Raw genomic sequence first — 24,087 nt, 5'->3', positions numbered from 1 at the left:
AGCAAAAACCTTCCGAAAGGGCAAATTGTGGTGATTATGATCACAAACGGTGAGCTTTTAATTTGCGGAGCAAAATTAATATCATAAACTTAGGATGACTAAATTGGACGGCTGAAATAAGTCATTCAACATAACATCTAATCCTATAGGGGGAACTTAAGGTGAACATTCTCGGATACTTCCAGAAGGTGGGTAAGGCGCTTATGGTGCCGGTTGCCACACTTCCTGCAGCAGCAATACTCATGGGTATTGGCTACTGGATCGACCCAAATGGCTGGGGCGCAAACAGTGCACTTGCTGCATTTCTTATTAAAGCTGGTGCAGCGATCATTGACAATATGTCAGTATTGTTCGCTGTTGGTGTTGCTTACGGAATGTCTAAAGACAAAGATGGCGCCGCTGCACTTTCAGGTTTCGTGGGCTTCTTAGTTGTCACAACGCTTTTGGCCCCTGGTGCAGTATCACAGATTCAAGGCATTGACCCAAGTGAAGTACCTGCTGCATTTGGTAAAATCAATAACCAGTTCGTCGGTATCTTGGTTGGTATTGTTTCTGCTGAGTTGTACAACCGTTTTTCTCACGTAGAGCTGCACAAAGCACTGGCGTTTTTCTCTGGCAAGCGTCTTGTACCGATCCTAACGTCTTTTGCTGGTATCGTTATTGCGTTCATCCTGATGTACGTTTGGCCATCAGTTTACGGCGGTCTGGTCAGTTTTGGTGAAAGCATTCAAGGTATGGGTGAAGCAGGTGCAGGTGTTTACGCATTCTTCAACCGACTTCTAATTCCTGTTGGTCTGCACCATGCACTAAACTCAGTGTTCTGGTTTGATGTTGCTGGTATTAATGACATTCCAAACTTCCTTGGCGGTGCGAAATCATTAGCTGAAGGCACGGCAACGGTAGGTGTTACGGGGATGTACCAAGCGGGCTTCTTCCCAATCATGATGTTTGGTTTACCAGGTGCTGCTCTAGCGATGTACCATACTGCGAAATCAAAGAATAAAGAGAAAGTGGCATCTATCATGATTGCAGCTGCGTTTGCTTCATTCTTTACAGGTGTAACAGAACCACTTGAATTTGCATTCATGTTCCTTGCTCCAGGACTGTACGTTCTTCACGCAGCGCTGACTGGTCTATCAGTTTATATCGCGGCATCAATGCAGTGGATTGCAGGTTTCGGTTTCTCTGCTGGTCTAGTCGACTTAGTATTGTCAACTCGTAACCCGCTAGCGGTAAACTGGTACATGCTCATTGTACAAGGCCTTGGTTTCTTTGCGGTTTACTACTTCGTGTTCCGTACCGTGATTGTTAAGTTTGGCCTTAAAACACCGGGACGTGAAGATGATGAAGAATCTTCATCTAACGTGGCTGGCTCAAGCAACTCTTCTGAGCTCGCTCGTCAGTACTTGAAAGCACTTGGCGGTCATGACAACCTAAGTTCTATCGATGCCTGTATTACTCGTTTGCGCCTTTCTGTGAAAGATATGAGCGTTATCAATGAGAAAACTCTGAAAGATCTTGGAGCTATGGGAGTTGTGAAGCTAGGTACAAACAACCTACAAGTTATCCTTGGTCCTCTAGCAGAGATTGTTGCTGGTGAGATGAAGAATGTATCTAAAGATGAAGATTTAAGTGGTGTTCAGCTACCAGCTTAACTGTTTAATAGTGGTGTGATTGTTTGTTATTGGTATTGCAAACAATTGATACTACAACATCGCAAAAGGCCTCCGCAGGAGGCCTTTTTTCGTTTAGGCCCTTTGAATCTGCTTTGCTTTCACGCTAACTCGATAAATATTGTCGTTTTAGAGCGAGTTCTTGTTGTCTAATTGCTTAGAATTGTGGATCATTAGGAACAATGTACTCTGTGAAACCATACTTGGAAACAGGGTTCCGTTTTCTCTGACAATACTAATATTTTTGAGGTGCTATAGATGAGTGAAGCTGATGCTCGTCCATCAAACTTTATTCGCCAGATCATTGATAAAGATCTAGCGGATGGTAAACACACTAGCGTGCATACTCGATTCCCGCCGGAGCCAAATGGCTACCTGCATATCGGTCATGCTAAGTCTATCTGTTTGAACTTCGGTATTGCTCAGGACTACCAGGGTCAATGTAATCTGCGTTTCGACGATACAAACCCTGAAAAAGAAGACATCGAATACGTTGAGTCTATCAAGAAAGATGTAAACTGGTTGGGCTTTGAGTGGAGTGGTGAAGTATGTTACTCATCAAACTACTTCGATAAGCTTTACGAATATGCAATTGAATTGATTAACAAAGGCTTAGCGTATGTAGATGAGCTAAGTCCAGAGCAAATTCGTGAATACCGCGGCACACTAAAGGCGCCAGGTAAACCAAGTCCATACCGTGACCGTCCTGTTGAAGAGAACTTGGCGTTGTTTGAAAAAATGCGCGCTGGTGAATTTGAAGAAGGTAAAGCGTGTCTTCGTGCTAAAATCGACATGGGTTCTTCATTCATGGTCATGCGCGATCCAGTTTTATACCGTGTGCGTTTTGCTACGCACCACCAAACTGGTGATAAGTGGTGCATTTACCCAATGTACGACTTTACGCACTGTATTTCTGATGCATTAGAAGGCATTACGCACTCTATTTGTACGCTTGAATTCATGGATAACCGTCGTCTGTACGATTGGGTTCTAGACAACATCACGATCGAAAGCCGTCCACATCAATACGAGTTCAGTCGTTTAAACCTTGAATACACAGTGATGTCTAAGCGTAAGCTTAACCAGCTAGTTACTGAAAAACTGGTTAATGGTTGGGATGATCCACGTATGCCGACTGTCTCAGGTCTGCGTCGTCGTGGCTTCACACCTGCATCTATTCGTGAGTTTTGTAAGCGTATTGGTGTAACGAAGCAAGAAAATATGATCGAGTTTAGTTCATTAGAATCTTGTATTCGTGATGACCTAAACGAGAACGCTCCGCGTGCAATGGCTGTACTGGATCCTGTTAAAGTTGTTATCGAAAACTTTGAAGCAGGCGCAGTAGAAAACTTGACAGTTGCCAACCACCCAAATAAACCTGAAATGGGCGTGCGTGAAGTGCCATTCACGCGTGAACTGTGGATTGAGCGTGAAGACTTCCGTGAAGAAGCGAACAAAAAGTACAAGCGTTTAGTGCTAGGTAAAGAAGTTCGTTTACGTGGTGCTTACGTGATCAAAGCTGAGCGCGTTGAAAAAGATGCCGAAGGCAACATCACAACGATTTTCTGTTCTTACGATGCAGATACGCTAGGTAAAAACCCAGCAGATGGTCGTAAAGTGAAAGGCGTTATTCATTGGGTGTCAGCAGATAAAGCTCTTCCTGCGGAAATTCGTCTGTACGATCGTTTATTTACGGTGCCAAACCCAGGCGCAGCGGAAGATTTTGCTTCTACTATTAACCCTGAATCATTAGTAGTGATCAATGGCTTTGTCGAGCCTAGCCTAGCTTCTGCAGAAGCAGAAAAAGGTTACCAGTTTGAACGTATGGGTTACTTCTGTGCAGACTCGAAAGACTCTTCAGCAGATAATCTAGTATTCAACCGCACGGTTGGTCTACGTGATACCTGGGCAAAAATTGAGAATCAATAATCTCGATTAATGCTGAGAGTGATGAAAATGCCAGCAAATGCTGGCATTTTTTATACCTAATCCCACAGAGTGCTATATAGATGTGCAAAACTGTGGATAAAAAAGATGGGTGTTTAGTAGCCTTTGTTCTGTAACCAAAGTACTGACGTCTAAGGTACTGACTTCTAGAAACAAAAAACGCCAGCATGTGCTGACGTTTACTTTTTAAATTAACAAACCCTTATTTTTTCGGTTTGTGTGCATCTGGATTGTCTTTACAACCACCATCGCTACACTTGCCGTACAAGTATAAGCTGTGGTTTGTTAGTGTGACATTGTACTTAGCTGCAATCTCTTTTTGACGTTCTTCGATAAGATCGTCAGAAAATTCAATTACCTCACCACAATCTAGGCACACTAGGTGGTCGTGGTGATGTTGAGTCGATAATTCGAAGACTGACTTTCCACCTTCAAAGTGGTGACGAGTTACAATACCAGCATCGTCGAACTGGTTTAGAACTCGGTAAACAGTTGCTAGGCCAATTTCTTCACCTAGATCAATCAACTTTTTGTACAAATCTTCAGCACTGATGTGCTGGCAGTCTGGCTGCTGAAGTACTTCTAGAATTTTTAGCCTCGGAAGGGTTACTTTTAAACCCGCATCCTTCAGCGCCTGATTATTATCTGACATATACTTTCCCGTTGGATCATCTGCAGCGATTTAACAGAATTCAATCTTCCTACCATTATAGGATAAGCGTTCGGAACATTAAACCACGAACTTCAAAGGGTTAATAGAATCTTTTTGTAAATTAGAAACAGGTCCATTATATTACAGCTCTGACCAGTTACAATTGTGTAACATTAAGCTTGGAGAGGGCAGGGATAGCGATGAATAGGCGACTAGCGAAGATATACAAACCAGGAATTGTAAAGTTCGCACTCAATATTTGGCCTCCTTTTTGGGGGGCGGGTATTAAAATCTTACATATTTCTCAAGACTTCCGTACTGTAAAGGTACGTTTAAAGCTTCGCTGGTGGAATAAAAATGCCAATCGCACCCAATATGGCGGCAGTATTTTCTCTTTAACTGATCCTATTTACTCGTTGATGCTGATGGGGATTCTACGAGAGGAATATTATGTGTGGGATAAAGAGGCAAGCATTAACTTTATTAAGCCGGGGCAAAGTGATTTGTTTGCAGAATTTGAGGTCACTGAAGGGATGCTGGAAAACATTTATCAAATGACACGGAATGGAGAAAAGTGTTTTCCTGAGTTTATTACTCATGTAAAAGATAAACAGGGGAATGTGGTTTCAGAGGTTCAACGCAAGCTTTATGTAAGAAAGAAACCTCAGTATCGCGAAGAGGAAGTACTTACCGATGCTGTGTGACAATACATACAAAAAGACCTCCAAGTGGAGGTCTTTGTATCATTCAATTTGATTAGCCTTCTAGCTCAGCTAAACACATCTCTTCATAGATCTGTTTAACCCAGCTTTCAACACGCTCGTCAGTCAATTCTGGTTGGCGGTCTTCATCAATACATAGACCTACGAATTGGCTTTCGTCACCTTCAACAAGTGCTTTAGACGCTTCAAATTCGTAGCCTTCTGTCGAGGTATGGCCAAGAATTGTGCCGCCTTTAGATTCAACGATATCACGGACTGTGCCCATCGCGTCACAGAAGTATTCTGCGTAGTCTTCTTGGTCGCCACAGCCAAAGATAGCCACTAGCTTAGTAGAGAAGTCGATTTGCTCAAGCTCAGGGAAGAAGTCATCCCAATCACATTGTGCTTCGCCGTAGTACCAAGTTGGGATACCTAGAAGAAGAAGATCGAAGTTATCAATGTCTTCTTTGCTGCTTTTCGCGATGTCTTGAACGTGAACTAGATGTTTACCTAGTTGCTTTTGAATCATCTTTGCAACGGCTTCAGTATTACCTGTGTCGCTACCGAAGAAGATACCTACACTTGCCATAGAGTCTATACCTTTACATTGTTTGTTATTGGCGATGCTACTAAGGGTTTAACCTAACCCTGAGCCTTCCCAAGTTAGCTGAATTACACCTTTTGCAATAAAGCCAGCACAGCCTAGGAAAAGGACTAACCACACAATACGACGACCAAAAACAGGTACATTGCCTTGCTTTAGTACATCTTTTATCGCCATCCCGATGAAAAAAAAGATAGCAGCAAAAAGAAGATCGAGTCCAATAGACTCGAGCATATCCATATAGTCGTAAAGCATTTTAGCCCTTCATGCCGAAAAATCTTGGGCGCACTATACCACTGTTAAACGGTAAAGTTAATGCACTACAAGAAGGGTTATTTCAATAATCTAGTGTTGCTTTTCGAATTTGTTAACTCGAAATGTATTTTCGAATGACTCTCATTACTTCTGTCGGTTTCTCGGCGTGTAACCAGTGACCAGTGCCAGCGATAATGTGTGCTTTAGCATGGTTAAATTGTCGCTTCACTGCCGGCTGATGTTCTGGCATTAAGTAGTCAGAGTCGCCGCCTTTGATAAATAAAGTTGGGATATCTGTTGGTGTGATTTCTTGCCAGCCAATAATTTGGTCATAATTCTCAAAAAGGCTCGGTACGTTAAACCGCCAATCCATCTTATCGCCATTTTTGTACAGTGATTTAGAGAGAAATTGTCTTACACCATCGAGTTCAATATGTTGAGCTAGGATATCCATGGCTTGCTGTCGATTTGTTGGTTTTTCATTAATAACAGCATGTAAGCCGTTAAAAACATTATCGTGACGGTTCGTAGTGTAGGCAACAGGCGCCATGTCGAGAACGACTAACTGCTTGACTACATTTGGCGCAATGTCCACAAGAGCCATCGCGACTTTTCCGCCCATGGAGTGACCAATAACAATAGATGGCTCAACGTTTAAGTGCTGAAGGAGCTGAGCCACATCTTTTGCCATATCGGTATAGTTATGGACTTCGGAGTGGAAAGAGAGGCCGTGATTTCTCAGATCAATACTGATCACCGTGTGATCTTTAATAAGATCGCGGGCGAGTAGACCCAGATTACTTAAACTACCAAACAATCCGTGAATCAAAACAACTGTTTGGCCTTGGCCTTCCTGCTTATAGTTGAGTAATGCTGACATTTTATCTTATTCGTGATGGGTTTAACGTGGAGTATCCGCGTGGATCTCGTTATAATCCCCCAGAGTTTAAACATTGAGAATGTGAAAAGCGAATGAAAACAATTGAGGTTGATGAGGATCTATACCGTTATATAGCTAGTCAAACTAAGCATATCGGTGAAAGCGCCTCGGATATTTTGCGACGCCTTTTAAACCTTGATGGTCAGTTGCAGGAAGCTAAAGCCGCGCCTGTAGTAGAGAAGCCACAAGGGATTGTAGTAAGTAAAGATGCGGGTAAAACGGAATCTGTTGATGTAGTGAAAGAAATGCGTTCACTGCTTATTTCTGATGAGTTTGCCGGTCTAAAAAAAGCGATTGATCGCTTTATGTTAGTATTATCGACCTTACATAAATTGAATCCAGAAGGTTTCGCCCAGGCTACGAATGTAAAAGGACGCAAACGCGTGTACTTTGCAGATAATGAAGAAACCTTGCTAGCAAACGGTAATACGACCAAGCCAAAAGCCATTCCTGGCACACCGTTTTGGGTTATCACGAATAACAATACAAGTCGTAAAAGACAGATGGTTGAACAAGTGATGGCACACATGGGGTTCCAACCTGACTTAATAGAAAAAGTAACAGGTTCAATCTAAGAAACCTGATAGAAGCCTCATAATGCGTCGCAGTGAGCGGATATTATGAGGCTTTTTTAATTTTATTTGTATTGAAAGAAAGGATGTCAAACATGGCTATGCACCCTCGTGCTGGGCAAAAAGCGCAGCAGGAAGATCTTCACAATATCCCAGCACTCGTTGCTAACTACTTCTTACTTCAACCAGACGCGGCAAACGCAGAACACAAAGTTCAATTTGGTACTTCTGGCCACCGCGGTACTGCAGACAAGCACACTTTTAACGAAAACCACATTTTAGCGATCGCTCAAGCGGTAGCAGAAGTTCGTGCTGAGCAAGGCACAACTGGCCCGTTGTTTGTGGGTAAAGACACGCATGCGCTATCTGAACCAGCTTTTTCAAGTGTGATTGAAGTATTGATCGCAAATGGTGTGAAAGTGATTGTCCAACAAGACAACGGTTACACGCCAACACCGGGTATTTCACACGCGATTCTGACTTACAACATCAAACACGATGAAAAAGCAGACGGTATCGTTATTACCCCATCACATAACCCACCACAAGACGGCGGTATCAAATACAATCCGACACATGGTGGTCCTGCTGAAGCTGAGTTGACTCAAGCTATCGAAGATCGTGCGAACGAATTGATTGCTGAAGGTTTACAAGGTGTTAAACGCCTACCACTAGCAGAAGCAAAAGCATCGGATCTGTTTGTAGAGATGGACTTGGTGAAGCCATACATCGATGACCTGGTGAACGTTATCGATATGGAAGCAATCCAAAAGGCGAACCTGAAGATTGGTGTAGATCCATTGGGTGGCAGCGGTATCGATTACTGGCGTCAAATTGGTCAGGCATACAACCTAGACCTAACGCTAGTAAGTGAATCGATCGATCCTTCTTTCCAATTCATGTCGCTAGATAAAGACGGCGTTGTGCGTATGGACTGTTCTTCTCCTTACGCAATGGCGGGTCTATTGGCACTGAAAGACGAATACGATTTAGCATTTGGTAACGATCCTGACTACGACCGTCACGGTATCGTTACGCCAAAAGGTTTGATGAACCCGAACCACTTCTTAGCCGTTTGTATTGACTACTTGTACCGTCATCGTGACGCGTGGGGTAAAGACGTCGCTGTTGGTAAAACACTAGTTTCAAGTGCGCTGATTGACCGTGTTGTTGCGGATCTAGGTCGTGAGCTATGTGAAGTGCCTGTTGGTTTCAAATGGTTTGTAGACGGTCTGTACACTGGTAAGTTTGGTTTCGGCGGCGAAGAAAGTGCTGGTGCGTCTTTCCTTCGTAAAGATGGCACGCCTTGGTCAACAGACAAAGATGGCATCTTGCTATGCCTTCTAGCAGCAGAGATCACTGCGGTAACGGGTAAGAACCCTCAAGATTACTATGAAGAGCTTGCAGCGAAGCACGGTGAATCTAAGTACAACCGTATTCAAGCTGTAGCAAATGGCCCACAAAAAGACGTGCTGAAGAAGTTGTCGCCAGAAATGGTCGCGGCTGAAACACTAGCGGGTGATCCAATTACGGCTCGTCTCACGCATGCGCCTGGTAATGGTGCTGCAATCGGTGGTCTAAAAGTAACAACAGCGAATGGCTGGTTTGCTGCTCGTCCATCAGGCACAGAAGATATCTACAAGATTTACTGTGAGAGTTTTAAAGGTGAAGAGCACCTAAAACAAATCGAAGCAGAAGCACAAGAAATAGTTAATCAAGTGTTTGCAGCCGCTGGTTTGTAAAACATCCAATGGTCAATGTATCTAGCAAAGGGTTGATGTGAAAACATCAACCCTTTCATGTTTAAGTGCCCCGAACAGCTTTATCTCCGGGCCATGAATCTGGTACCACAAACCAGAATTGACCGTCTTCCGTTTGTGCGTGTATGAATCGATCTAAAGGCTTTTCAATAGGTTGAGAGAAATCGTCTGTTCCGATCGCCCAGCATGGTTTATGTAAATGATAAAGGGGTTTACCAATTAAATCCCATTGACTTTGATAGCACCAGTAACCACTAATCTGACTTGGATTTAATTCATAACCCAAGCACTCGCTAGGAGTTGGCTCTGGAGTAAACGGATTAATATAGAGTCGTCCTTGCATCAATAGACGTTCTTGTGGAGCGTCGTTTAACGGAATTATTTTTTGAAATTCCGGGCGATCGCTCATTTTTAACTGATGAGTAAGCATTCTATTCAGTTTTGTATGCAGCTGGTCGTGAGCATTCGGACCATACCATACGCCGTTATAAAGAAGATAAAACTTAATCGCTACTTCCCAGTGTTCTATTTGATTTGATTCTGTATTCCGCAACACCAAGTCGATAGCACCAATAGTCTTACCTTCGATGTCGTTTAACTGAACCTCTTCCGCGATAACCTGATATCGTTCTGAACTAGAGAGAACTGCAGTGCATAAGTGCTGATATAAAAAGCCCAATCTTGGATTACCATTGTATTGCTCAGCGTTATTTAAAGGCGTTACCGAAAGATCCTCTAAGGTTGTAAACGGAGGGCGTAACTTGAAAAGAGGAGGTGAAGTGGCGATCCATTGGTAAAAGCGTTGCAGTTGGTTCATCCGTATCCCTATATGTATGGTGAGGCGAAAAGCTTTGTTATTGTAACTAAATTTGCTTTTGAGGGTAGGGTGGCTAGCATCGATATTAGGGTTCGAGATACACTTTAAGTACCTAAATGATATCAAGGTGCCAGATGTCAAAACGTTGTTGTATCAACTAGGTTGCACACTCTCGGTCTGATTTCATCGAGAGGTTATTTAGGTTTACATGCGCTAGAAATTGGAAGTAATAATGAATAACTTAAAGCTAGAACAGATTCTTAATGACAAACTGTCACCGCAGTTAATTAAAGATTACGCACCAAACGGGTTACAGGTAGAAGGGACGCCAGCCGTAAAGCGTATTATCACTGGCGTAACTGCCTCTCAAGCCTTAATCGATAAAGCGATTGAGCTTAATGCAGACGCATTACTCGTTCATCACGGTTATTTTTGGAAAGGTGAACCTGAGCCAATTCGTGGTATGAAAGGTAAACGAATTCGTAGCCTGATCAAAAATGATATCAACTTATATGGTTATCACCTTCCTCTAGATATTCATCCAGAGCTAGGCAACAACGCTGAATTAGCTCGCTTACTTGAAATCGAAGTAGAAGGTGGGCTTGAAGGGCACCCTCAGTCAGTTGCTATGTTTGGGCGCTTGAAAAAGCCGATGTCTGGTGTTGAATTTGCGAGTAAGATCAACCAAGTTCTTGAAAGAGAGCCTCTGCATATCGCTCCAGAGAATACTGATAAGATGATTGAGACAGTCGGCTGGTGTACTGGTGGAGGGCAGGATTTCATTGAACTTGCTGTACAGCACGGGCTGGATGCATTTATCTCTGGAGAAATTTCAGAGCGCACCACTTATACTGCTCGTGAAATGGACATTCATTACTTTGCTGCAGGTCATCATGCTACTGAGCGTTATGGTGTTCAGGCCTTAGGCAAATGGCTAGCGGATGAATATGGCCTACATGTGGAGTTTATCGATATTGATAATCCGGTTTAGCGTTCTCCATTAATAACGTTAAACGCAAAAAAGAAAAAAGGGTTGAGACGAAAATCTCAACCCTTTTGTTTGTCTATCTTCGTACTAAAAGATCATTCACGTTCGTGAAGTGGAGAAAACTCACGTTGTGTTTCGCCAGTGTATAGCTGACGAGGACGACCGATGCGGTTCAGTGGATCGCTGTGCATTTCGTTCCAGTGAGCAATCCAGCCGATGGTACGAGAAATCGCGAAGATAACCGTAAACATAGAAACTGGAATACCAATCGCTTTAAGAATGATACCTGAGTAGAAGTCTACGTTCGGGTACAGCTTCTTAGACACGAAGTACTCATCAGAAAGTGCAATGCGCTCAAGTTCCATTGCAACGTCTAGCAGAGGGTCTTGAATGTTTAGCTCTTTGAGAACTTCATGACACGTTTCGCGCATTACTGTCGCACGTGGGTCGTAGTTCTTGTAAACGCGGTGACCAAAGCCCATTAAGCGGAATGGGTCATCTTTGTCTTTCGCGCGGTCTACATATTCAGGGATGTTATCGACGCTGCCAATCTCTTCTAGCATTCTCAAGCAGGCTTCGTTTGCACCACCGTGAGCAGGCCCCCAAAGGGATGCAATACCAGCGGCAATACATGCAAATGGGTTCGCACCAGAAGAGCCAGCTAGGCGTACAGTTGATGTCGACGCATTCTGTTCGTGATCCGCGTGTAGAGTGAAAATCTTATCCATCGCACGGGCAACCACAGGATTTACTTCATATTCTTCGCAAGGGTTTGCGAACATCATATGCAAGAAGTTCTCAGCGTAGCTAAGGTCGTTACGAGGGTAAATAAATGGCTGACCGATAGAGTATTTGTAACACATCGCCGCCAGTGTTGGCATTTTTGACAGCAGACGGTACGCTGCAATTTCGCGGTGTTCGTCGTTGTTAATGTCAAGAGAGTCGTGATAGAAGGCTGCAAGTGCTCCAACTACACCACACATTACCGCCATTGGATGAGCATCGCGTCGGAAGCCATGGAAAAAGCTTGCGATTTGCTCGTGTACCATTGTGTGACGAGTAACGGTCGTTTTGAATTGCTCGTATTGTTCTCGGGTAGGGGCTTCACCATAAAGAAGGATGTAACATACTTCTAAGTAATCTGCGTTATTGGCTAATTGATCAATCGGGAAACCGCGGTGCAAAAGAATACCTTTGCCGCCATCGATGTACGTGATTGATGATTCACAAGATGCAGTGGCAAGAAAACCTGGGTCAAAAGTAAAGTAACCATTGGCTCCCAGCTTACGAACGTCAATTACAGGTGTACCTAGCGTACCGTCCATAATTGGCAGTTCGATTGGCGCTTGACCTTCAACATGAAGGGTCGCTTTCTTATCCGCCATAACAATCTCCTTTGTTTATTATTTAATCCGTCCAGGATGTTTATGTGCCATTTTTGTACTGTTGTTAAAGCTTAAAGTCAATTTTTCTCCATCTTTGTGTGCACTTGTTATGATTTTTCTCATGAAAATCGTTAAAAATCTGTTCTATGTAGCATAATTTGTTACACCAATTGTATTAGAATGTTGCTCGCCGTATATTGGCAAAGAAAATTTTAGTTAAATCCTTATAAATTCGGGGCTAGAAACAAAGAGTGAGGTTTGTTGCTGGATTCCGTCTGTTAACAAATTGTTTACAATTATCTGGGTGGTTACTCGCGATATTTGTTAAATAGATGTTAACTTTTGTACGTTTGGAAGCTGAAATTGGTTATAACAATAAATGCTCAATGGAGCTGAGTGAGCAAGCCCGTGAAAGAAAGAAAGTCAAGACCTGTTAATTTAGATTTACAGACCATCCACTTTCCTATCACAGCAATCGCATCCATCCTACACCGTGTGTCTGGGGTAATTACGTTTGTTGCGGTGGGTATATTACTGTGGTTACTATCCATTTCTCTGTCATCCCCAATGGGTTTTATGGAAGCCGCTGACATCGTCGATAGCTTCTTCGTAAAATTCATCCTGTGGGGAATTCTTACTGCACTTGCCTACCACATCGCAGGTGGTATCCGTCACTTATTGATGGATCTAGGTCACTTTGAAGAACTAGATTCAGGCACGATGAGCGCTAAAGTCGCGTTTGGTGCAACAGCAGTATTATCATTATTGGCGGGGATCTTGGTATGGTAAAACACGTATCTTCATTTGGTCGTAATGGTGTACACGATTTCCTACTAATTCGTGCAACTGCAATCATTATGACGCTATACACGATTTATCTGATTAGCTTCTGTGCATTTTCAGATATCTCTTACGCATCTTGGACCCAATTCTTTGGTGGTACCTTCACTAAAGTATTCACCATGTTGGCACTTGTCTCGATCCTGATTCACGCTTGGGTTGGTTTGTGGCAAGTATTAACTGATTACATTAAGTGCGCGAAACTACGTGGCGCACTACAACTTGGTGTTATTGCCGTGCTATTCGGCTATGTCTTCTCTGGTCTATTTATTCTGTGGGGTGCGTAAGTGTCTATTCCAGTTCGTGAGTTTGATGCCGTAGTAATCGGCGCTGGTGGTGCAGGTATGCGCGCTGCACTACAAATTTCAGAGCAAGGCCTATCATGTGCTTTGTTGTCAAAAGTATTTCCAACACGTTCTCATACTGTGTCTGCACAGGGCGGCATTACCGTTGCTCTGGGTAACTCGCACAAAGACGATTGGCAATGGCACATGTACGATACCGTTAAAGGTTCCGACTACATCGGTGACCAGAACGCGATTGAATACATGTGTAAAAATGGTCCTGAGTCAGTTATCGAGCTTGAAAAAATGGGTCTTCCATTCTCTCGTTTCGATAACGGTACCATCTACCAACGTCCATTCGGTGGTCAATCTAAAGAGTTTGGTGGTGAGCAGGCTGCTCGTACAGCCGCTGCTGCAGACCGTACTGGTCACGCACTTCTTCACACGCTTTACCAGCAAAACGTAAAACACAAAACAACCATCTTCTCGGAGTGGTACGCTTTGGATCTTGTGAAAAACCAAGACGGCGCAATCATGGGTTGTACTGCGATTTGTATGGAAACGGGTGAAATCTGTTACTTCAAATCAAAAGCAACCATTCTAGCTACAGGTGGTGCAGGTCGTATTTACGCATCGACCACTAACGCGCACATCAACACGGGTGATGGCGTTGGTATGGCACTTCGCGCAGGCGTTCCAATGCAAGACATGGAAATGTGGCAGTTCCACCCAACAGGTATTGCTGGCGCGGGTGTTCTAGTGACGGAAGGTTGTCGTGGTGAAGGTGGTTACCTTCTAAATAAAGATGGTGAACGCTTCATGGAGCGCTACGCACCAAACGCGAAAGACCTTGCTGGTCGTGACGTGGTTGCTCGTTCAATGATGATTGAAATTCGTGAAGGCCGCGGCTGTGATGGTCCTTGGGGGCCACATATCAAGTTGAAACTTGATCACCTTGGTAAAGAAGTACTTGAATCACGTCTACCAGGTATCTGTGAACTGTCTCGTACATTTGCACACGTTGACCCAGTGAAAGAGCCAATTCCAGTAATTCCAACTTGTCACTACATGATGGGTGGTGTACCTACTCAAGTCTCTGGCCAAGCAATTAAGCAGAAGGCCGACGGTAGCGAGATGGAAGTACAAGGCCTTTACGCATGTGGTGAGATTGCTTCTGTATCGGTACACGGTGCTAACCGTCTGGGCGGCAACTCATTACTAGACTTGGTCGTCTTTGGTCGTGCTACTGGCTTGCACCTTGGCGAAACGCTAGCAGCGCAAGCGGAAGCTCGTCCTGCAACAGAATCTGATATTGAAGCGTCTCTAGCGCGTACTATGCGTTGGGAAAACAGCACTGGTGGTGAAGATCCAGTTCAGATTCGTAAAGACCTACAAGCATGCATGCAAAACAGCTTCTCGGTATTCCGTGAAGGCGATGCGATGGCAACCGGTCTAGAAGAGTTGAAAGTGATTCGCGAACGTTTGAAAGACGCGCATCTAGCGGACAAGTCTTCAGAGTTCAACACGCAGCGTATCGAGTGTCTAGAACTTGATAACCTGATGGAAACCGCGTTTTCAACTGCCGTTGCAGCGAACTACCGTACAGAGAGTCGTGGCGCACATGCTCGTTTCGATTTCCCTGAGCGTGATGATGAGAACTGGCTATGCCACTCTATCTACAATCCGGAAACAGAAGCGATGACTAAGCGTGATGTGAACATGACGCCAACGCATCGTGAAGCTTTCCCGCCGAAAGTACGTACATACTAAAGGGAGGATACGACTATGAAATTAAACTTCTCTTTATACCGTTACAATCCGGATGTGGATACTAAGCCTTACATGAAAGAGTATACCCTTGAGGTAGACGAAGGCTCAGACATGATGGTGCTTGATGCATTGATTCTGCTAAAAGAGCAAGATCCAAGCATCGCGTTCCGTCGCTCATGCCGTGAAGGGGTATGTGGTTCTGATGGTTTGAATATGAATGGTAAAAACGGCCTAGCGTGTATCACACCGTTATCTGCTCTACAAGGCGATAAGATAGTTATTCGTCCACTACCAGGGTTACCTGTCGTGCGCGATCTTATCGTTGACATGACGCAGTTCTATGATAACTATGCGAAAGTTAAACCATTCTTGATTGATGATGGTGCATTACCACCATCACGTGAGAATCTACAATCGCCTGATGACCGTGCGCATTTAGATGGATTGTACGAATGTATCATGTGTGCATGTTGTACAACGTCTTGCCCATCATTCTGGTGGAACCCTGATAAATTCATCGGCCCAGCTGGTCTTCTCGCAGCGTACCGTTGGCTAATTGATAGCCGCGATACGGCAACAGATGAACGTTTGTCTGATCTTGATGATGCATTTAGCGTTTTTCGTTGCCATGGCATCATGAATTGTGTAAGTGTTTGTCCTAAGGGATTAAATCCGACGAAAGCCATCGGTCACATTAAGTCGATGTTGGTTAATCGTTCGGTTTAATTTACTCGCTCTTAGGAATGTCGCAGTGTTGCGGATCACCCGATATGACCGCTTCACTGCTTCAGTAATATTCGAGTAAAGAATACAAAAATTGCCGACCGTATTTTTAGTCGGCTCTTATAGCTCGGCAAAGACCGAAGCAAACGTGAAAACTACTGGTTAAGGGAAAATATGCACAACGGCGTGATGAAGGCATGGCTCGAGTCTTCACACTTGGCTGGCGCCAATGCAACGTATGTAGAGGACCTCTACGAACTGTATCTAAGTGATCCCGATCTGGTAAGTGAGGAGTGGAAACGTGTTTTTGAAGGCTTGCCTAAGCCATCAGAAGAAGTGGCAGAACAACCACATTCACGTGTCCGTGACTACTTCCGACGACTCGCTAGAGAAACAAAGCATTACAATGTCCAAGTTAGTGACCCAGATGTCGATGCAAAACAAGTAAAAGTTCTACAGCTAATCAACGCATACCGTTTCCGCGGGCATGAAGCTGCAGAATTAGACCCACTAGGTCTATGGCAACGCCCAACCGTGGCGGAGTTAGACCCTGCTTTTCATAATCTTACCGAAGATGACTTCGAAGAAACTTTCAACGTAGGTTCTTTTGCTGTTGGGCAAGAAACCATGAAGTTGAAAGATATCTATGAAGCCCTCAACAAAACTTATTGCGGTTCCATCGGTGCTGAATACATGCACATGACTGACACAGAGCAAAAGCGTTGGATTCAGCAACGCCTTGAGTCTGTCGTAGGCCAGCCATCATTCAACAAAGATGAGAAGCGCACATTCCTAGAAGAGCTAACAGCCGCTGAAGGTTTGGAGCGTTACCTCGGAGCGAAATTCCCAGGTGCAAAACGTTTCTCTTTAGAAGGTGGTGATGCGTTGATTCCGATGACGAAAGAGTTGATCCGTCATGCGGGTACAAGTGGAATGCGTGAAGTGGTTATCGGTATGGCTCACCGCGGTCGTTTGAACATGCTGGTGAACGTACTTGGTAAGAAACCTCAAGACCTGTTTGATGAGTTCGCCGGTAAACACGACGAAACTTGGGGTACGGGTGATGTGAAATATCACCAAGGTTTCTCTGCTGATTTTGCGACTCCTGGCGGTGATGTTCACTTAGCACTTGCATTTAACCCGTCGCACCTAGAAATCGTAAACCCAGTAGTCATGGGCTCAGTTCGAGCACGTCAAGATCGCTTGGGTGATAATCAAGGTAGCAAAGTGCTTCCTATCACCATCCACGGTGATTCTGCAATCGCTGGTCAGGGTGTGGTTGCCGAAACGTTCAACATGTCTCTTGCTCGTGGGTTCCAAGTTGGTGGTACGGTACGTATCGTCATCAACAACCAAGTAGGCTTTACGACGTCTAATCCTCGTGACACGCGTTCTACGATGTACTGTACCGATATCGCGAAGATGGTGCAGGCGCCAATTTTCCATGTAAATGCCGATGACCCAGAAGCAGTTGCTTTTGTTACTCGCATTGCATTGGATTACCGTAACGAGTTCAAGCGCGATGTCGTGATCGATCTTGTGTGTTACCGTCGCCACGGTCACAATGAGGCAGATGAGCCAAATGCGACTCAGCCTTTGATGTACCAGAAAATCAAAAAGCATCCTACACCACGCAAATTGTATGCAGATGTTCTGATCGATAAAAATGAGTCAGATATCGAGACGGCGACTCAGTTAGTCAATGAGTATCGCGATGCATTAGATCGCGGTGAAGTGGTTGTTAAAGAATGGCGTCCAATGGCGTTGCACTCTGTAGACTGGTCCCCTTACTTAGGGCATGAATGGGATATGGAGTGGGATTCAAAATACGACAAGACACGCCTTGTTGAGCTAGGCAATCGTCTGTGTCAGTACCCAGAAAGCCATAAACTGCAAAGCCGTGTTAATAAGCTATACAACGATCGTCTAGCAATGATGACCGGTGAAAAAGCCATTGACTGGGGTATGGCTGAAACATTGGCGTATGCTACATTGGTTGACGATGGCAAGCGTATTCGTCTTTCTGGTCAGGACTCGGGTCGTGGTACTTTCTTCCACCGTCACTCGGTTCTTCATAACCAAACCGATGCAAGCACTTACATTCCATTAGCGAATATTCATGACAACCAAGGGCCATTCCAAGTCTTTGACTCAGTATTGTCAGAAGAAGCTGTGTTGGCGTTTGAATACGGTTACGCAACAGCCGAACCAGGTGGTTTAACTATCTGGGAAGCACAGTTTGGTGATTTTGCCAACGGTGCACAAGTTGTTATCGACCAGTTTATCTCGTCAGGCGAGCAAAAGTGGGCGCGTTTGTGCGGTCTTACTATGCTTCTACCTCATGGTTATGAAGGTCAAGGCCCTGAGCACTCATCTGCACGTTTAGAGCGTTACCTTCAGCTTTGTGCTGAGCAAAATATGCAGGTTGTGGTTCCTTCAACACCGGCTCAGGTGTACCACATGATTCGTCGTCAGGTTGTACGCCCAATGCGTCGACCTCTCATTGTTATGTCGCCGAAATCTTTGCTGCGCCACCCTCTATGTACTTCAACGATTGAAGACTTGGCGGATGGTACATTCCAATCTGCAATTCCAGAAGTAGATGATTTAGAACCAAGCAAAGTGAAACGTGTCGTGTTCTGTGCTGGTAAGGTTTACTTTGACCTACTAGAGCAGCGCCGTAACAACGAGCAAGACGATGTTGCTATCGTGCGTATTGAACAGCTTTACCCATTCCCAATGGAAGAAGTACAAGCAGCAATTGCTCAATACACTAACGTTGAAGACTTCGTGTGGTGTCAGGAAGAACCTCAGAACCAAGGTGCTTGGTACTGTAGCCAACATAACTTCCGTGCCGCTATTCCTGCAGGTGCAAATCTTAAATACGCAGGTCGCCCAGCTTCTGCTTCGCCAGCAGTTGGCTACATGTCGGTGCACTTGAAACAACAAAAAGCGTTGGTTGAAGACGCTCTGAACGTGAACTCAAAAACTTCGAATTAAGAATTAGAAGTTAAAGGAAGAAACAGATATGACAATTGAAATTCTGGTTCCAGATTTACCTGAATCAGTTGCTGATGCAACCGTAGCGACATGGCACAAACAACCAGGCGACGCAGTAGAGCGTGACGAGGTTTTGGTTGACATCGAAACAGACAAAGTTGTGCTAGAAGTTCCAGCTCCGGAAGCTGGCGTTTTAGAAGCTATTGTTGAAGCAGAAGGTGCGACAGTACTTTCTAAACAAATCATTGCTAAATTGAAGCCAGGCGCAGTTGCAGGTGAACCAACTGCAGACAAAACAGAAGGTACTGAAGCATCTCCTGATAAGCGTCACAAAGCTGCGCTTAGCGAAGAAAGTAATGACGCATTAAGCCCAGCAGTGCGCCGTTTGTTGGCTGAACATGGCTTAGAAGCAAGCCAAGTGAAAGGCACTGGTGTTGGTGGTCGTATTACGCGTGAAGATATTGAAGCGCATCTTGCGAACGCTAAATCTGCGTCAAAAGAAGACTCGCCAGCAGTGGTTGACGTGCCGGCAGCGGCTCGCAGTCAGAAGCGTGTTCCAATGACTCGCCTTCGTAAGACAGTCGCTAACCGTCTGCTAGAAGCGAAGAACAACACGGCAATGCTAACGACGTTTAACGAAGTGAACATGAAACCAATCATGGACCTTCGTAAGCAGTACAAAGATCAGTTCGAAGAGCGTCACGGTATTCGTTTGGGCTTCATGTCTTTCTACGTGAAAGCAGTAACAGAAGCGCTTAAGCGTTACCCAGAAGTAAATGCTTCGATTGATGGCGATGACATTGTTTACCACAACTACTTCGACATTAGCATGGCGGTATCAACTCCACGTGGTCTAGTTACACCTGTCCTAAAAGACTGTGACAAGCTTGGTTTCGCTGATGTTGAAAAAGGCATCAAAGAGCTGGCTATTAAAGGTCGTGATGGCAAGCTAACGGTAGACGAGCTAATGGGCGGTAACTTCACTATCACAAACGGTGGTGTGTTCGGTTCACTAATGTCTACACCAATCATCAACCCACCTCAATCAGCGATTCTTGGTATGCATAAGATCCAAGAGCGTCCGATGGCAGTGGATGGCAAAGTTGAAATCTTGCCGATGATGTACCTAGCGTTATCTTACGATCACCGCCTAATTGATGGTCGTGAATCAGTTGGCTTCCTAGTAACGATTAAAGAGTTACTAGAGGACCCAGCACGTCTCCTATTAGACGTTTAATATCGCTAAAACGTCTAGTTATCGTAGGTAGCTAGACGTTAAAAATTTCAATGGCTAGACTAGCTCAACGTTTGGCCTTCATTTGAATCCTTCAGTATGAGAACTCATGATGAAGGATTGATTTGAGAAGACCCTACAGACGTACAAGCAGCCAAGACTGCAGCGTTATGGAAATAATAAATCCCTTAAGGGAAAAACAAACGGAATATCGAAATGAATTTGCATGAATACCAAGCCAAACAGCTGTTTGCAGAATTCGGTTTGCCTGTGCCAGAAGGCTACGCGTGTGATACACCACAAGAAGCTTTTGAAGCCGCAGGCCGTATTAGTACAGCCAAGAAAGTAGTTAAATGTCAGGTTCACGCTGGTGGCCGTGGTAAAGCGGGTGGCGTAGAGCTACACGATACAAAAGAAGGCGTTAAAGAGTTTGCACAGAAGTGGTTAGGTAAAAACCTAGTGACTTACCAAACTGACGCTAACGGTCAGCCAGTAACAAAAATCCTTGTTGAAGAAGCTTCAAATATTGCGAACGAACTATACCTAGGTGCGGTAGTTGACCGTGCTAGCCGTAAGATCGTTTTCATGGCTTCTACCGAAGGTGGTGTGGAAATTGAAAAAGTTGCGGAAGAAACGCCGGAACTCATCCACAAAGCAGCAATTGACCCACTAGTAGGTCCACAAGCTTACCAAGGTCGTGAGCTAGCGTTCAAACTTGGTCTTGAAGGCGACCAAATCAAACAATTCGTTAAGATCTTTATGGGTCTTGGCACTATGTTTTCTCAGTACGATCTTGCTCTGCTAGAGATCAACCCACTTGTGATTACTGGCGAAGGCAACTTGCTATGTCTTGACGGTAAGATCAACATCGACTCAAACGCACTGTATCGTCAGCCTAAGCTTCGTGAAATGCACGATCCTTCACAAGAAGATGAGCGTGAAGCACACGCAGCTCAGTGGGAGCTGAACTACGTAGCACTAGACGGTAACGTTGGCTGTATGGTTAACGGTGCAGGCCTAGCAATGGGTACGATGGATATCGTAAACCTACACGGCGGCAAACCAGCTAACTTCTTAGATGTAGGTGGCGGCGCGACGAAAGAGCGTGTTGCTGAAGCATTCAAGATCATCCTATCTGATGACAATGTGAAAGCGGTACTTGTTAACATCTTCGGTGGTATTGTACGTTGTGACATGATCGCAGAAGGTATTATCGGTGCGGTTAAAGAGGTAGGCGTAAGCGTACCTGTTGTTGTTCGTCTTGAAGGTACTAACGCTGACCTAGGTCGCGAAGTTCTTGCTAATTCTGATGTTGATATCATTGCTGCTGAGTCGCTAACTGATGCTGCTCAGAAAGTTGTTGCTGCTGCGGAGGCTAAATAATGTCTGTATTAATTAACAAAGACACTAAAGTAATCTGTCAGGGGTTCACTGGTGGTCAAGGTACTTTCCACTCAGAGCAAGCTATCGCATACGGTACGCAAATGGTTGGCGGTGTGTCTCCAGGTAAAGGTGGCCAAACTCACCTAGGTCTTCCTGTATTCAACACAGTTCGTGAAGCAGTAGAAGCGACTGGTGCAACAGCGACAGTCATCTACGTACCAGCACCTTTCTGTAAAGATGCAATCCTAGAAGCGATTGACGCGGGTATCGAGCTAATCGTAACGATTACTGAAGGTATCCCTACAACAGATATGATCGACGTGAAAGTGAAGCTAGAAGAAACTGGCGTTCGCATGATCGGTCCTAACTGTCCGGGTGTTATCACTCCTGATGAGTGTAAGATCGGTATCATGCCTGGTCACATTCACAAGAAAGGTAAAGTAGGTATCGTATCTCGTAGCGGTACTCTAACTTACGAAGCAGTTAAACAAACCACTGACGAAGGTTTCGGCCAGTCTACTTGTGTTGGTATCGGTGGTGACCCAATCCCGGGTTCAAACTTCATTGATATCCTAAAACTGTTCCAAGAAGACCCTGAGACAGAAGCGATCGTTATGATCGGTGAGATCGGTGGTACTGCAGAAGAAGAAGCAGCAGCATACATTAAAGAAAATGTAACGAAGCCAGTGGTTTCTTACATTGCTGGTGTAACTGCACCTCCTGGTAAGCGTATGGGCCATGCTGGTGCGATTATCTCTGGTGGTAAAGGTACTGCTGAAGACAAATTTGCTGCACTAGAAGCGGCTGGCGTTAAAACTGTGAAATCTCTAGCAGAGATTGGCCAAGGTCTACGTGAAGTGACGGGTTGGTAATCGACCACACTACTTAATAAGTATTAAAAAGCCTGCGATTTCGCAGGCTTTTCTTTTTCCGTTTCCGTGGGTTTATGTTTGTTGTTAGCAAGGTCTTTCGCGTTTAATACTCAATGCGATTATGCTTTGCTTTTAATCAGCTGGCTCAGCATAAATAAGGATGTTGCGCTGATCACTACGGAAGGGCCGGCCGGTGTATCGAAGTGCCATGATAGGCTAAGCCCCATCAGTACTGCCACTGAGCCAATAATGGATGCGAACAATGCCATTTGCTCTGGTGATGAAGAGACTTTACGTGCTGTTGCTGCTGGGATAATTAGGAGCGAAGTCATGATCAACGCGCCAACGAACTTCATACCTACTGCGATTACTACACCCACCATTAGCATTAACACCAATCTAACTAAGTCTGTATTCACGCCCTCAACAGCGGCAAGTTCTTCACTAACAGTGCTAGAAAGCAGTGGGCGCCAGAAGACGTACAAACACGCGCTTACCGCAACAACACCTGCGTAAATAAACATCAGATCTTGTGGAGAGACGGCAAGTAAGTCCCCAAATAGGTAGCTCATTAAATCGACGCGCACGTTTTCCAAAAAGCTAACCGATACTAAACCGATAGAGAGTGCACTGTGTGCCAAGATACCTAACAACGTGTCTGTAGCCACAAGTTGTTGCTTTTGCAGAGTGACAAGCAAAACGGCCAGAGCTAAACAGCAGACGAGTAGCGCAAGGTAGAGATTTACGTTGAGCAAGAAGCCCAGCGCTAGGCCCATTAACGATGCATGAGCTAGGGTATCTCCGAAGTAAGCCATTTTACGCCAAACGACAAATGACCCAAGTGGACCGGCAATGATCGCGATACCAATACCAGCAAGAATAGAAGGTAGGAGAAACTCAATCATGATGGTGATGTCCGTGTTTATGGTGGGAGCATGATGTCGCATCACCGCTTACTGGCGTTCCGGATAAATCGTGATGATGGTGCTCATGGTCGTGATGATAAAACGCGAGAGATTCTCTCGCTGCATTGCCAAATAGCGCGATGTAAGAAGGGTGCTGAGTAATAGTGGCAGGTGAACCTGAGCAGCAAACATGGTGATGCAGACAAATAACATCGTCCGTTTTCGCCATCACTAAATGTAAGTCATGCGATACCATAAATACGCCACAATCAAAGCGGTGACGAATGCTCTCAATTAAGTCATAGAGATCGATTTGACCTTGGATATCCACCCCCTGAGCTGGTTCGTCTAATACTAATAGCTGAGGACGCTGAAGCAGAGCGCGCGCCAGTAACACTCGTTGGTTTTCACCACCGGATAAGCGATGCATATTACTATTAAGTAAATGTTCAGCGCCAACAAGCCTTAATGCATCAATGCACTCCTGCTTACTGCATTTTCCTGCTAAATTTAGGAAGCGGGTTACATTCAATGGAAGGGAGTCATTGAGCTTCAACTTTTGAGGAACGTAACCAATTTTCAGTTTTCTTTGTCGGTTCAACTTGCCGCTAGTCGGCTTTTGAAGACCTAAGATAACTTTGACTAACGTTGATTTTCCCGCTCCATTGGGACCAATTAGGGTAGTTATTTTGCCCTTTTCTAATTCCATACTAATGTTATCGAGAACTCTGCGGCCATCGAACTCGACGCATAACTGCTCAAGATGGACTAAGGAAGACATG

Annotated in this window: 22 protein-coding genes; 14 read left to right on the top strand and 8 right to left on the bottom strand. The window is 44.7% G+C overall.

The genetic code is table 11. The annotated features are described in order from the left end of the window. Positions 1–161: 161 nt before the first annotated feature. Together nagE and glnS are read left to right on the top strand one after the other, a co-directional pair. Positions 162–1,655 (top strand): N-acetylglucosamine-specific PTS transporter subunit IIBC, encoded by a 1,494-nt coding sequence (gene nagE / locus J4N40_RS12330; protein WP_104975952.1) that lies wholly within the window; start codon positions 162–164, stop codon positions 1,653–1,655. A gap of 276 nt (positions 1,656–1,931) precedes the next feature. After that, the gene (gene glnS / locus J4N40_RS12325; protein WP_115385807.1) at positions 1,932–3,602 is read left to right on the top strand and encodes a glutamine--tRNA ligase; all 1,671 of its coding nucleotides are present in this window, start codon (positions 1,932–1,934) and stop codon (positions 3,600–3,602) included. Positions 3,603–3,822: 220 nt separating this feature from the next. Here the strand turns inward: glnS and fcrX are convergent, their stop codons facing one another. Then, on the bottom strand, positions 3,823–4,272 hold the full coding sequence (gene fcrX, locus J4N40_RS12320; protein ID WP_005382141.1) for a ferric iron uptake transcriptional regulator FcrX: 450 nt from the start codon (positions 4,270–4,272) through the stop codon (positions 3,823–3,825). A gap of 200 nt (positions 4,273–4,472) precedes the next feature. On the opposite strand from fcrX, the gene J4N40_RS12315 reads away from it, so the two are divergent. Beyond that, positions 4,473–4,976 (top strand): DUF4442 domain-containing protein, encoded by a 504-nt coding sequence (locus J4N40_RS12315; protein ID WP_005382144.1) that lies wholly within the window; start codon positions 4,473–4,475, stop codon positions 4,974–4,976. A gap of 52 nt (positions 4,977–5,028) precedes the next feature. Here J4N40_RS12315 and fldA read toward each other — a convergent pair whose 3' ends face one another. From fldA to J4N40_RS12300, 3 genes are all read right to left on the bottom strand, one after another. After that, positions 5,029–5,562: a flavodoxin FldA gene (fldA, locus tag J4N40_RS12310; RefSeq protein ID WP_005382146.1), complete on the bottom strand. Its 534-nt coding sequence runs from the start codon at positions 5,560–5,562 to the stop codon at positions 5,029–5,031. Between the two features lie 48 nt (positions 5,563–5,610). Beyond that, the gene (locus tag J4N40_RS12305) at positions 5,611–5,832 is read right to left on the bottom strand and encodes a DUF2788 domain-containing protein (RefSeq protein ID WP_005393038.1); all 222 of its coding nucleotides are present in this window, start codon (positions 5,830–5,832) and stop codon (positions 5,611–5,613) included. Positions 5,833–5,944: 112 nt separating this feature from the next. Further along, positions 5,945–6,712 (bottom strand): alpha/beta fold hydrolase, encoded by a 768-nt coding sequence (locus tag J4N40_RS12300; RefSeq protein WP_115385808.1) that lies wholly within the window; start codon positions 6,710–6,712, stop codon positions 5,945–5,947. A gap of 92 nt (positions 6,713–6,804) precedes the next feature. On the opposite strand from J4N40_RS12300, the gene seqA reads away from it, so the two are divergent. Continuing rightward, entirely contained in the window at positions 6,805–7,347 is a 543-nt protein-coding gene (seqA, locus tag J4N40_RS12295) for a replication initiation negative regulator SeqA (RefSeq protein WP_005382149.1), read from the top strand. Positions 7,348–7,439: 92 nt separating this feature from the next. Next, positions 7,440–9,086 carry a phosphoglucomutase (alpha-D-glucose-1,6-bisphosphate-dependent) gene (gene pgm / locus J4N40_RS12290; protein WP_053303294.1) on the top strand — a complete coding sequence of 549 codons (1,647 nt, stop codon included), beginning with the start codon at positions 7,440–7,442 and terminating at the stop codon, positions 9,084–9,086. 61 nt (positions 9,087–9,147) lie between these two features. Here pgm and J4N40_RS12285 read toward each other — a convergent pair whose 3' ends face one another. Then, positions 9,148–9,921: a DUF1853 family protein gene (locus J4N40_RS12285; protein ID WP_064369057.1), complete on the bottom strand. Its 774-nt coding sequence runs from the start codon at positions 9,919–9,921 to the stop codon at positions 9,148–9,150. 232 nt (positions 9,922–10,153) lie between these two features. On the opposite strand from J4N40_RS12285, the gene J4N40_RS12280 reads away from it, so the two are divergent. Continuing rightward, entirely contained in the window at positions 10,154–10,912 is a 759-nt protein-coding gene (locus J4N40_RS12280) for a Nif3-like dinuclear metal center hexameric protein (RefSeq protein ID WP_025766984.1), read from the top strand. A 92-nt stretch (positions 10,913–11,004) separates the two neighbouring features. Here J4N40_RS12280 and J4N40_RS12275 read toward each other — a convergent pair whose 3' ends face one another. Beyond that, complete coding sequence (locus J4N40_RS12275) at positions 11,005–12,294, bottom strand: citrate synthase (RefSeq protein ID WP_005382163.1); 1,290 nt, start codon at positions 12,292–12,294, stop codon at positions 11,005–11,007. A gap of 396 nt (positions 12,295–12,690) precedes the next feature. On the opposite strand from J4N40_RS12275, the gene sdhC reads away from it, so the two are divergent. From sdhC to sucD, 8 genes are all read left to right on the top strand, one after another. Further along, positions 12,691–13,083 (top strand): succinate dehydrogenase cytochrome b556 subunit, encoded by a 393-nt coding sequence (gene sdhC, locus J4N40_RS12270; RefSeq protein ID WP_017634811.1) that lies wholly within the window; start codon positions 12,691–12,693, stop codon positions 13,081–13,083. Beyond that, a complete protein-coding gene (gene sdhD / locus J4N40_RS12265) occupies positions 13,077–13,421 on the top strand; it encodes a succinate dehydrogenase, hydrophobic membrane anchor protein (RefSeq protein ID WP_005382169.1) in 345 nt (114 codons plus the stop codon). The genes sdhC and sdhD overlap by 7 nt, the downstream gene beginning before the upstream one ends. Continuing rightward, positions 13,422–15,188, top strand: a complete 1,767-nt coding sequence (gene sdhA / locus J4N40_RS12260; RefSeq protein ID WP_005382172.1) for a succinate dehydrogenase flavoprotein subunit — start codon at positions 13,422–13,424, stop codon at positions 15,186–15,188. It abuts the gene before it with no gap. 15 nt (positions 15,189–15,203) lie between these two features. Then, complete coding sequence (locus J4N40_RS12255) at positions 15,204–15,914, top strand: succinate dehydrogenase iron-sulfur subunit (RefSeq protein WP_005382174.1); 711 nt, start codon at positions 15,204–15,206, stop codon at positions 15,912–15,914. A gap of 171 nt (positions 15,915–16,085) precedes the next feature. After that, positions 16,086–18,911 carry a 2-oxoglutarate dehydrogenase E1 component gene (gene sucA / locus J4N40_RS12250; protein WP_250654266.1) on the top strand — a complete coding sequence of 942 codons (2,826 nt, stop codon included), beginning with the start codon at positions 16,086–16,088 and terminating at the stop codon, positions 18,909–18,911. Positions 18,912–18,939: 28 nt separating this feature from the next. After that, positions 18,940–20,148 (top strand): 2-oxoglutarate dehydrogenase complex dihydrolipoyllysine-residue succinyltransferase, encoded by a 1,209-nt coding sequence (odhB, locus tag J4N40_RS12245; RefSeq protein ID WP_005382177.1) that lies wholly within the window; start codon positions 18,940–18,942, stop codon positions 20,146–20,148. 213 nt (positions 20,149–20,361) lie between these two features. Further along, positions 20,362–21,528, top strand: a complete 1,167-nt coding sequence (gene sucC / locus J4N40_RS12240; RefSeq protein WP_005382179.1) for an ADP-forming succinate--CoA ligase subunit beta — start codon at positions 20,362–20,364, stop codon at positions 21,526–21,528. Beyond that, on the top strand, positions 21,528–22,400 hold the full coding sequence (gene sucD, locus J4N40_RS12235) for a succinate--CoA ligase subunit alpha (protein ID WP_005382181.1): 873 nt from the start codon (positions 21,528–21,530) through the stop codon (positions 22,398–22,400). The genes sucC and sucD overlap by 1 nt, the downstream gene beginning before the upstream one ends. A 119-nt stretch (positions 22,401–22,519) precedes the next feature. Here the strand turns inward: sucD and znuB are convergent, their stop codons facing one another. Further along, on the bottom strand, positions 22,520–23,305 hold the full coding sequence (gene znuB, locus J4N40_RS12230) for a zinc ABC transporter permease subunit ZnuB (RefSeq protein WP_005382183.1): 786 nt from the start codon (positions 23,303–23,305) through the stop codon (positions 22,520–22,522). After that, positions 23,298–24,086 (bottom strand): zinc ABC transporter ATP-binding protein ZnuC, encoded by a 789-nt coding sequence (znuC, locus tag J4N40_RS12225; RefSeq protein ID WP_238765084.1) that lies wholly within the window; start codon positions 24,084–24,086, stop codon positions 23,298–23,300. Before znuC ends, znuB begins: the two co-directional genes overlap by 8 nt. Between the last annotated feature and the right edge of the window lies 1 nt (position 24,087).

It is taken from the genome of Vibrio sp. SCSIO 43097, from assembly GCF_023650755.1.
GTDB classification, from domain to species: domain Bacteria; phylum Pseudomonadota; class Gammaproteobacteria; order Enterobacterales; family Vibrionaceae; genus Vibrio; species Vibrio alginolyticus.
Note: the sequence above shows the minus strand (reverse complement) of the source record. Positions and strands in the feature narration are given on the sequence as shown.

Bases quoted from the DNA above. Each gene is read 5' to 3' on its own strand.
- fcrX (WP_005382141.1), bottom strand. From the start codon at position 4,272: ATGTCAGATAATAATCAGGCGCTGAAGGATGCGGGTTTAAAAGTAACC.
- sdhD (WP_005382169.1), top strand. From the start codon at position 13,077: ATGGTAAAACACGTATCTTCATTTGGTCGTAATGGTGTACACGATTTC.
- J4N40_RS12275 (WP_005382163.1), bottom strand. From the start codon at position 12,294: ATGGCGGATAAGAAAGCGACCCTTCATGTTGAAGGTCAAGCGCCAATC.
- J4N40_RS12315 (WP_005382144.1), top strand. From the start codon at position 4,473: ATGAATAGGCGACTAGCGAAGATATACAAACCAGGAATTGTAAAGTTC.
- fldA (WP_005382146.1), bottom strand. From the start codon at position 5,562: ATGGCAAGTGTAGGTATCTTCTTCGGTAGCGACACAGGTAATACTGAA.
- znuC (WP_238765084.1), bottom strand. From the start codon at position 24,086: ATGTCTTCCTTAGTCCATCTTGAGCAGTTATGCGTCGAGTTCGATGGC.
- pgm (WP_053303294.1), top strand. From the start codon at position 7,440: ATGGCTATGCACCCTCGTGCTGGGCAAAAAGCGCAGCAGGAAGATCTT.
- znuB (WP_005382183.1), bottom strand. From the start codon at position 23,305: ATGATTGAGTTTCTCCTACCTTCTATTCTTGCTGGTATTGGTATCGCG.
- sucA (WP_250654266.1), top strand. From the start codon at position 16,086: ATGCACAACGGCGTGATGAAGGCATGGCTCGAGTCTTCACACTTGGCT.
- sucC (WP_005382179.1), top strand. From the start codon at position 20,362: ATGAATTTGCATGAATACCAAGCCAAACAGCTGTTTGCAGAATTCGGT.
- glnS (WP_115385807.1), top strand. From the start codon at position 1,932: ATGAGTGAAGCTGATGCTCGTCCATCAAACTTTATTCGCCAGATCATT.
- J4N40_RS12305 (WP_005393038.1), bottom strand. From the start codon at position 5,832: ATGCTTTACGACTATATGGATATGCTCGAGTCTATTGGACTCGATCTT.
- sucD (WP_005382181.1), top strand. From the start codon at position 21,528: ATGTCTGTATTAATTAACAAAGACACTAAAGTAATCTGTCAGGGGTTC.
- J4N40_RS12285 (WP_064369057.1), bottom strand. From the start codon at position 9,921: ATGAACCAACTGCAACGCTTTTACCAATGGATCGCCACTTCACCTCCT.
- J4N40_RS12255 (WP_005382174.1), top strand. From the start codon at position 15,204: ATGAAATTAAACTTCTCTTTATACCGTTACAATCCGGATGTGGATACT.
- J4N40_RS12300 (WP_115385808.1), bottom strand. From the start codon at position 6,712: ATGTCAGCATTACTCAACTATAAGCAGGAAGGCCAAGGCCAAACAGTT.
- J4N40_RS12280 (WP_025766984.1), top strand. From the start codon at position 10,154: ATGAATAACTTAAAGCTAGAACAGATTCTTAATGACAAACTGTCACCG.
- odhB (WP_005382177.1), top strand. From the start codon at position 18,940: ATGACAATTGAAATTCTGGTTCCAGATTTACCTGAATCAGTTGCTGAT.
- seqA (WP_005382149.1), top strand. From the start codon at position 6,805: ATGAAAACAATTGAGGTTGATGAGGATCTATACCGTTATATAGCTAGT.